The 8322-nt window shown below is 69.9% G+C and carries 1 protein-coding gene; it reads right to left on the bottom strand.

What is annotated here, in order from left to right:
* Positions 1 to 8322: amino acid adenylation domain-containing protein (locus ABDJ40_RS24455; protein WP_347613700.1), on the bottom strand; the 8322-nt coding region annotated here is incomplete at both ends.

The raw sequence follows: 8322 nt of genomic DNA, 5'->3' as shown, positions 1-8322 counted from the left end.
GCTGCGGCCTTCGAAGCTCAGCGCCAGCGCCTGCGGGGCCTGCTGTGCCTGGGCCTCGAAGAGCTCGTGGATGCGCACGTGCTGCGGGAAGGCCCGCGTCGTGGCGTTGAAGCCTTGCAGCTGGGCCTGCTCCTGCGCCGGCAGCACGCTGGCGGCCTGCACTGCCACTGGGCTTCGCGTCTCCAGCGCTTGCACCAGGCTTTCCAGCGCCGCCTGCATATAGCCCAGCACGCGCTGGGCGCTCACGGGCGAGCGCACCTGGGCATTGAGCTCCAGGCCGGCCTCGCCGAAGTCGTCCACGTTCAGCGCGAAGGGGTAGTTGGTGCGCTCCTGGCCGGTGATCATGTGCATGCCCAGATCCCGCTGCAGCGCTTCGTCCACCATCTCGCTGTGGCGGTAGTTCATCAGCGCGCTGAACAGGCTGACCCCATTAGCCACCCCGCTGCAGCGCTGAGCCAGCGCCAGCGGCGTCTGCTCGAAGTCCATCAGCTCGCTCAGCTTGCGGCCGGTCTCGCGCAGCAGCGTCTCCGCATCCATCCCCTGCAGCTGCAGCCGCAGCGGCAGCGTGTTGATGAACATGCCCAGCATCTGCGCGGACTGCGCGCCCTCCTGTGCACGGCCCGTCAGCACCGTGCCGAACACGACGTCGCTGCGCCCCGCGCAGGCCGAGACCACCTGGGCCCAGGCCGCATGGAACAGCACCGCCGCGCTCAAACCGCGCGCGCGCACCTGCTGCCTGATGCGCCGCAACAGCGACGGCTCCAGCATCAGGCGGCTGTCGTCCACGCCGGCGCCGTCGCCCTGCACATCGGCCAGGCCGAAGGGCAGCGTGGGCTCGGTCACGTCCGCCAGCTCGGCGCGGAAGTGCGCCTGGGCGTCGCTGCGATCTCGCTGCTGCAGCGAGCGCGCCACGAACTCCCGGTAGGGCATGGACGCCGGCAGCAGATGGGCCTGCCCTGACGCGAACACCGCTGCCTCGCGCTCGATGATCTCCATCGCCACGTGGTCACCGGCCAGGTGGTGGAACTGCAGCAGCAGGTAGCACGCTTGCGCCTGGGCCACGCGGCCCAAGCGCACCCGCATCAGCGGCGCCCGGTCCAGCTCGATGCGCTGCAGCTCGGGCGCGCACAGCGCCTGCATCTGCGTCAGTGCCTGCTCCTGCGTCTCGAAGGACAGGGCCTCCACCTGCAGCTCGACCTGGCGCAGCACCACCTGCATGGGCTGCTGCAGTTGCTTCCACTGCACCGCCGTGCGCAGCACGTCGTGCCGCTGCAGCATGAAGCGCAGCGCGTCCAGGAACGACGCCAGCGTGGCCTCGCTCTCGCAGGACCACAGCATGGCCATCACATAGGGATCGCCGCCCTCACCCGAGGCCAGGTGATGGAAGAGGATGCCTTCCTGCAGTGGCGCCAGCGGGTAGATGTCCTGGATGTTGGCCATGCCGCCCGGCACCTGTGCCGCGATCGCGTCGATCTCCTCCTGGCTCAGCGTGGCCAGGGGCAGCATCTCCGGTGTGATGTGCGCGCAGTCCGCCGGGATGGCGTTGGGTGGCACCACGAAGTCCGGCGCCGCCGGCTCAGCCTGGGCCAATGCCGCGGCCAGGCCCTGCACCGTCGGGGTTGCGAAGACCTGGCGGATGGTCAGCGCCAGGCCGCGCTCATGCGCCCGCGAGCTCAGCTGCATCGCCAGCAGCGAATGCCCGCCCAGCTCGAAGAAGTGGTCCGTCACCCCCACCTGCGCCACGCCCAGCACCTCCTGCCAGATCTCGCACAGCTGTGCTTCCACCTCGTTGCGCGGCGCCACATACTCGCGGCCTTGCGCGCCCAGTTCGGGCTCCGGCAGCGCCTTGCGGTCCAGCTTGCCGTTGGGCGTCAGCGGCAGCGCCTCCAGGGCCACGAAGGCCGAGGGCACCATGTAGTCCGGCAGCTGACGTGCCAGCTTCTCGCGCAGCGTGGCCCCGTCGGTCTTGCTGGCCTCGCCGGTGAGGTAGGCCACCAGCTTCTTGTCGCCCGCCACCTCGCGGGCCAGCACCACGGCCTCGCGCACGCCCTCGCAGGCCGCCAGTGCCGCTTCGATCTCACCCAGCTCGATCCGGAAACCCCGGATCTTCACCTGGTGGTCCAGCCGGCCCAGGAACTCGAGCCTGCCGTCCTGGCTCCATCGGACCAGGTCACCGGTCTTGTAGAGCAAGGCGCTGCTGCAGCTGCGGCTCGCGTCAAAGTACGGATTCACGACAAAGCGCTCGGCCGTCAGGTCTGCGCGGTTCAGGTAGCCCTCCGCCAGGCCGATACCGCCCAGGTAGAGCTCACCCGGCACGCCGACCGGCACCAGGCCACCGCGTTCATCCAGCACCAGGGCGCTGGTATTGGCGATGGGCCGGCCGATGCTCACCGGGCTGCCGCGCTCCAGCACCGCCATGGTGGCATTGACGGAGCATTCCGTCGGACCATAGGCGTTCATCAGCCGCGGCAGCGTGCCCTCGCGTGCGAACCAGTCGCGCAGGCCGGCCTCGGTGACCATGTCGCCACCGATGGAGATGTGCCGGATCTGCGACGGCACGGGCACCTGGACCTCATGCGCCAACTCGGCCCAGAAGGGTGTGGGCAGGTTCAGCACCGTCACGCCGTGGTCCACGCAGTGCTGCCAGAAGCTCCGTGCGGAAGCGATCCATTGGTCATTGCGCACCACCAGCGCCGCACCGCAGGCCAGGGCGGTGAAGATCTCCTCGACCGACATGTCGAAGCTCACCGGTGCGAACTGCAGCACCCGGTCTTGCGGACTCAGCGCATAGCGCTCGATCAGGTCCTGCACCAGGTTGGAAACCCCGCGATGCGGCACCATCACGCCCTTGGGCTTGCCCGTGGAGCCCGAGGTGTAGATCACGTAGACCAGGTCGCTGACGTCGGCGGCCTCCACCACCGGGTTGTGCGTTGCCTGTGCCTTCAGGGCGTCCTGCAGCCCGGCGTCGTCCAGGCAGATCACCTGGCTGATGCCAGCGGGCATGACGGCCCGCAGCGACTGGCGGGTCAGCACCTGCTCGATGGCGGAGTCTTGCACCATGTGGGCCAGGCGATCCTCAGGGTAGTTGGGGTCCAGCGGCACATAGGCACCGCCGGCCTTCAGGATGCCCAGCACGCCCACCATCATCTCCAGCGAGCGGTCGATGAACAGGCCGACCCGTCGATTCGGTCCCACCTGGTACTGCTCGCGCAAGTGATGCGCCAGCCGGTTGGCCTGCTCGTTCAGCGCGGCATAGCTCAGCGAGCGGCCTTCGCAGACCACGGCTGGAGCGTCCGGCGTGCGCAGGGCCTGCGCCTCGAACAGCTCATGCACACGCACCGGGTTCCAGCCAGCGGATGGCGGCTGCGACCAGCTCATCAGCTGCCGACGCTCGTCGGCAGGCACGATGCTCAGGGACGCCACGGCCGTTGCGCTGCGGTCCTCGAGCGCCTGCGTCAGCGCCTGCAGCGCCGCCTGCAGATAGCCCAGCACGCGCTGGGCGCTGACGGGCGCGCAGGTCTGCATATTGAGCTCGAAGCCGGCGTCGCCGAAGTCGTCCACGCTCAGAGCGAAGGGATAGTTGGTGCGCTCCTGGCCGGCGATCATGCGCATGCCCAGCTCGCGCTGCGCGGCTTCGTCCATCGCCTCGCTGTGGCGGTAATTCAGCAGCGCGCTGAACAGGCTCACGCCATTGGCCACCCCGCTGCAGCGCTGGGCCAGTGCCAGCGGCGTCTGCTCGAAGTCCATCAGCTCGTGCAGCTTGCGGGCCGTCTGGCGCACCAGGGCTTCCGCGTCCTGCCCCTGCAGCTGCAAGCGCAGCGGCAAGGTGTTGATGAACATGCCCAGCATCTGCGCCGCCTGCGCGCCGTCCTGCGAGCGCCCGGTCAGCACGGTGCCGAACACGACGTCGCTGCGCCCCGCGCAGGCCGAGACCACCAGGGCCCAGGCCGCATGGAACAGCACCGCCGCGCTGACCCCGCGCTCACGCGCCTGCCGGCGCAGGCGCTGCGCCAGCGTGGCATCCAGCTTCTGGCTGCGCTCGTCCACACCAGCGCCATCGCCCTGCACATCGGCCAGGCCGAAGGGCAGCGTGGGCTCCGTCACGTCCGCCAGCTCGGCGCGGAAGTGCGCCTGCGCATCGCTGCGCTCGCGCTGCTGCAGCGCTCGTGCCACGAAGGCGCGGTAGGGCATGGGCGCCGGCAGCAGCTGGGCCTGGCCTGCCGCGTACACCGCGGCCTCGCGCTCGATGATCTCCATCGCCACGTGATCGCCGATCAGGTGGTGGAACTGCAGCAGCAGGTAGCACGTCGGAGCATCGCCGGCCCGGCCCACGCTGACACGCAGCAGCGGCGCCTCGCTCAGGTCAATGCGCTGCAGCTCGGGCGCGCACAGCGCCTGCATCTGCGCCAGCGCCTGGGCCTGCGTCTCGAAGGACAGCTCCTGCACCTTCAGCTCCGTCCGGCGCAGCACCACCTGCATGGGCTGCTGCAGGGACTTCCACTGCACCGCCGTGCGCAGCACGTCGTGCCGCTGCAGCATGAAGCGCAGCGCCTCCAGGAAGGAACGCACCGTCGCCTCGCTGTCGCAGGACCACAGCATGGCCATTACGTACGGATCGGCCCCGTCTCCCGTGGCCAGGTGATGAAAGAGGATGCCTTCCTGCAGCGGGGCCAGCGGGTAGATGTCCTGGATGTTGGCCATGCCGCCCGGCACTTGCGCCGCGATCGCGTCAATCTCCTCCTGGTTCAGCGTGGCCAGGGGCAGCATCTCCGGCGTGATGTGCTCACAGTCCGCCGGGATGGCGTTGGGCGGCACCACGAAGTCAGGCTCACTCGGCACGGCCTCGGTCAGCGCAGCGGCCAGGCCCTGCACCGTCGGGGTCGTGAAGACCTGGCGGATGGTCAGCGCCAGGCCCCGCTCATGCGCCCGCGAGCTCAGCTGCATCGCCAGCAGCGAATGCCCGCCCAGCTCGAAGAAGTGGTCGGTGACGCCCACCTGCGCCACGCCCAGCACCTCCTGCCAGAGTTCGCACAGCTGCGCCTCGATCTCGTTGCGCGGCGCCACGTACTCGCGGCCCTGTGCGCCCAGTTCGGGCTCCGGCAGGGCCTTGCGGTCCAGCTTGCCGTTGGGCGTCAGCGGCAGCGCCTCCAGGGCCATGAAGGCCGAGGGCACCATGTAGTCCGGCAGGCCTTGACTCAAGGCCTCGCGCAGGGTCTCCGCGTCGGCCTCGCCGGTGAAGTAGGCCACCAGCTTCTTGTCACCGCGCAGCTCGCGGGCCAGCACCACGGCCTCGCGCACGCCTTCGCAGGCCGCCAGCGCCGCCTCGACCTCGCCCAGCTCGATACGGAAGCCGCGGATCTTCACCTGGTGGTCCAGCCGGCCCAGGAACTCCAGCACCCCGTCCTCGCGCCAACGCGCGAGGTCGCCCGTGCGGTACATGCGTGCGCTGCTGCCCGGATCGCCTTCGTCATGGAAGGGGTTGGGCACGAACTTCTCCTGCGTCAGCTCGTCGCGGTTCAGATAGCCCCGCGCCAGGCCCACGCCCGCAATGCACAGCTCGCCCGCCACGCCCAGCGGCGCCAGGCTGCCGGAACGGCTCAGGACATAGACCTTGACGTTGGCGATCGGCCGGCCAATGGTCAGCACCTCGTCATCGGCGTCGAAGAAGGCCTCGGTGGCGCACACCGTGGCCTCAGACGGGCCGTAGGAGTTGACCAGGCAGCGCCCCTTCGCCCACTTCCTTGCCAGCGGCAGCGGGCAGGCCTCGCCGGCCACCACCAGGGTGTGGACCCCGGCCCAGTCCGTCTCGGCCAGCTGCGGCAGCAGGGCCGGCGGCAGGGCCGCGTGGGTCACGCCCTGCTCACGCACCAAGGTGCCGAGACGCTGGGGCGATCGCACATCGTCGGGGTGCAGAAGCACCAGCTGGGCGCCGTTGGCCAGGGCCAGGGACCACTCCCAGGTCGCCCCGTCAAAGGAGAGGGAGGCGAACTGCAGCACCCTGGACCCCTGGGCCACGCGCAGAGACTGGCCTTGGGCCAGAGCGAGGTTGCACAGGCCGGCATGGGCGACCATGGAGGCCTTGGGCAGGCCCGTCGAGCCCGAGGTGTAGATCACGTAGGCCAGGTCCTGCGCATTCGCGCCCACGACCTCCGGCCTCACCGCCGCGCAGCTCGCCAGCTGCGCCTGCACCTGCGGCGCGTCTAGGCACACGGCCTGCGCTTCCTCCACCGGCACCTGCCCCAGCAACCGCTGCTGCATCAGCACCTTGCGCGCTCCGGAGTCCTTCACCATGTGCGCCAGGCGCTGCGCCGGGTAGCTCGGGTCCAGCGGCACATAGGCCGCACCGGCCTTGAGGATGCCCAGCAGCCCCACCACCATCTCCAACGAGCGCTCCATGCACAGGCCCACCAGCTCGTTGCGCTGCACCCCGCAGGTGTGCACCAGGTACTGCGCCACGCGGTTGGCCTGTTCGTCCAGCTCGCGGTAACTCAGGCTGCGGCCTTCGAAGCTCAGCGCCAGCGCTTGCGGTGCCTGCTGCGCGTGTGCCTCGAAGAGCTCGTGGATGCGCGCCTCATGCGGGAAGGTCCGCGTCGTGGCGTTGAAGCCCTGCAGCAGCGCCTGCTCCTGGGCGGGCAGCACGCTCACCGCCGCCACCGGCAGCGGGCTGCGGGCCTGCAAGGCCTGCAACAGGGCCCGGACCGCGGTGTCGGCATAGCGCAGCACGGCCTCCACATTGAGCACAGCGCTGCCCTGCACTTCCAGCTCGTAGGCCGTCTCCGCGTCATTGACCGCGAAGTTGAGCGGATAGTTCGTGCGCTCCTGACCGCCGAAGGTCTCCACGCCTGGGAGGCCCTGGGCATCCACGGCGCCGACCCGGCGGTAGTTGATGGTGGTGCTGAACAGCGGCGTGTCGGCGGACAGGCCGCTGTGGCGTTGGGCCCGCGTCAGCGGCACCTGCTCGTGCGCCAGCAGCTCGAAGATCGAGCGATTGACCTGCTGCACCAGCTGCAAAGCATCGACGCCGTCCAGGCGCACCCGCAAGGGCAGCGTGTTGATGAACATGCCCAGCGTGCGTGCCGCCTCGCTGCCGCCCTGGAAGCGCCCGAGCACCACGGTGCCGAACACCACATCGGGCTGTCCGGTGCAGGCGCCGATGACCAGGGCCCACGCCGCGTGGAAGATCGCGGCGGGGCTGATGCCCAGCTCGCGGGCGCTCTGGCGCAGCGTCACCGCAGTGGCGTCGTCCAGCGCCAGACGCGCCTCACGCACGGCCGATCCATCGCCATGGACATCCGCCAGCCCGAACGGCAGGGTCGGCGTGTCGACATCGCTCAGCATGGCGCGGAAGAACGCGTCCGATTCGGCCCGCTCGGCTTGAGACAGGGCATAGGCGACGAAGTCCCTGTACGCACCTGCCGCCCCTTCCGCCTGACGACCGCTCATGACGGCGGTGATCTCGTCCATCAGCAGCTGCAGGGAGGTCGCGTCGTCGATCAGGTGGTGCATCTGCGCCAGCAGGTAGACCGCGCCGGTCGAGGCCTCCCGGGCCGCCCGCAGGCGCAGCAACGGGGCCTGACCCAGGTCCAGCCACTGGCGTTCCGGTGCGCACAGTTCCAGCATCTGCTCGCGAGCACTGCGCGAGGGGTCGGTCTCGATATAGTCCAGCTTCAGCTCGACGCGCCGGCAGACCACCTGCACAGGCTTGGGCAGACGTTCCCACAGCACCAGGGTCCGCAGCACATCATGCCGGTCCACGACCTGCTGGGTCGCCGCCAGGGCGGCGTTCAGCAAGGCCTCGGACTCGAGGCGGAACAGCATGGGGGTCACGTAGGCATCGTGTCCCTGGGCCATCAGATGGTGGAAGAGGATGCCTTCCTGCAGCGGCGCCAGGGGGTAGATGTCCTGGACGTTGGCGGTGCCACCGGGCACGCGCTCGACGATGGACTGGATGTCGTCCTGGCTCAGCGCCACCAGCGGCAGCATGTCCGGGGTGATGCGCTCGCAGTCCGCCGGGATCCGGTTGGGCGGCACCACCGTGCCCTGGCCCTCGGTCAGCGAGGGTGCCTGCATCGCCAGGGCCATGCCGGCCACCGTCGGCGTGGCGAAGACCTGGCGGATCGAGAGCTCCAGCCCCTGGGCGCGCAGGCGCGCGCTCAGCTGCATGGCCAGCAGCGAGTGCCCGCCCAGCTCGAAGAAGTGGTCCATGACCCCCACCCGCTCGACACCCAGCACCTCCTGCCAGATCTCGCACAGCTGCGCCTCCACCTCGTTGCGCGGCGCCACGTACTCGCGGGCCTGCCCGCCCAGCTCGGGCTCCGGCAG

Source organism: Roseateles flavus (genome assembly GCF_039872765.1).
Classification (GTDB): Bacteria; Pseudomonadota; Gammaproteobacteria; order Burkholderiales; family Burkholderiaceae_C; genus Roseateles_B; species Roseateles_B flavus.
Note: the sequence above shows the minus strand (reverse complement) of the source record. Positions and strands in the feature narration are given on the sequence as shown.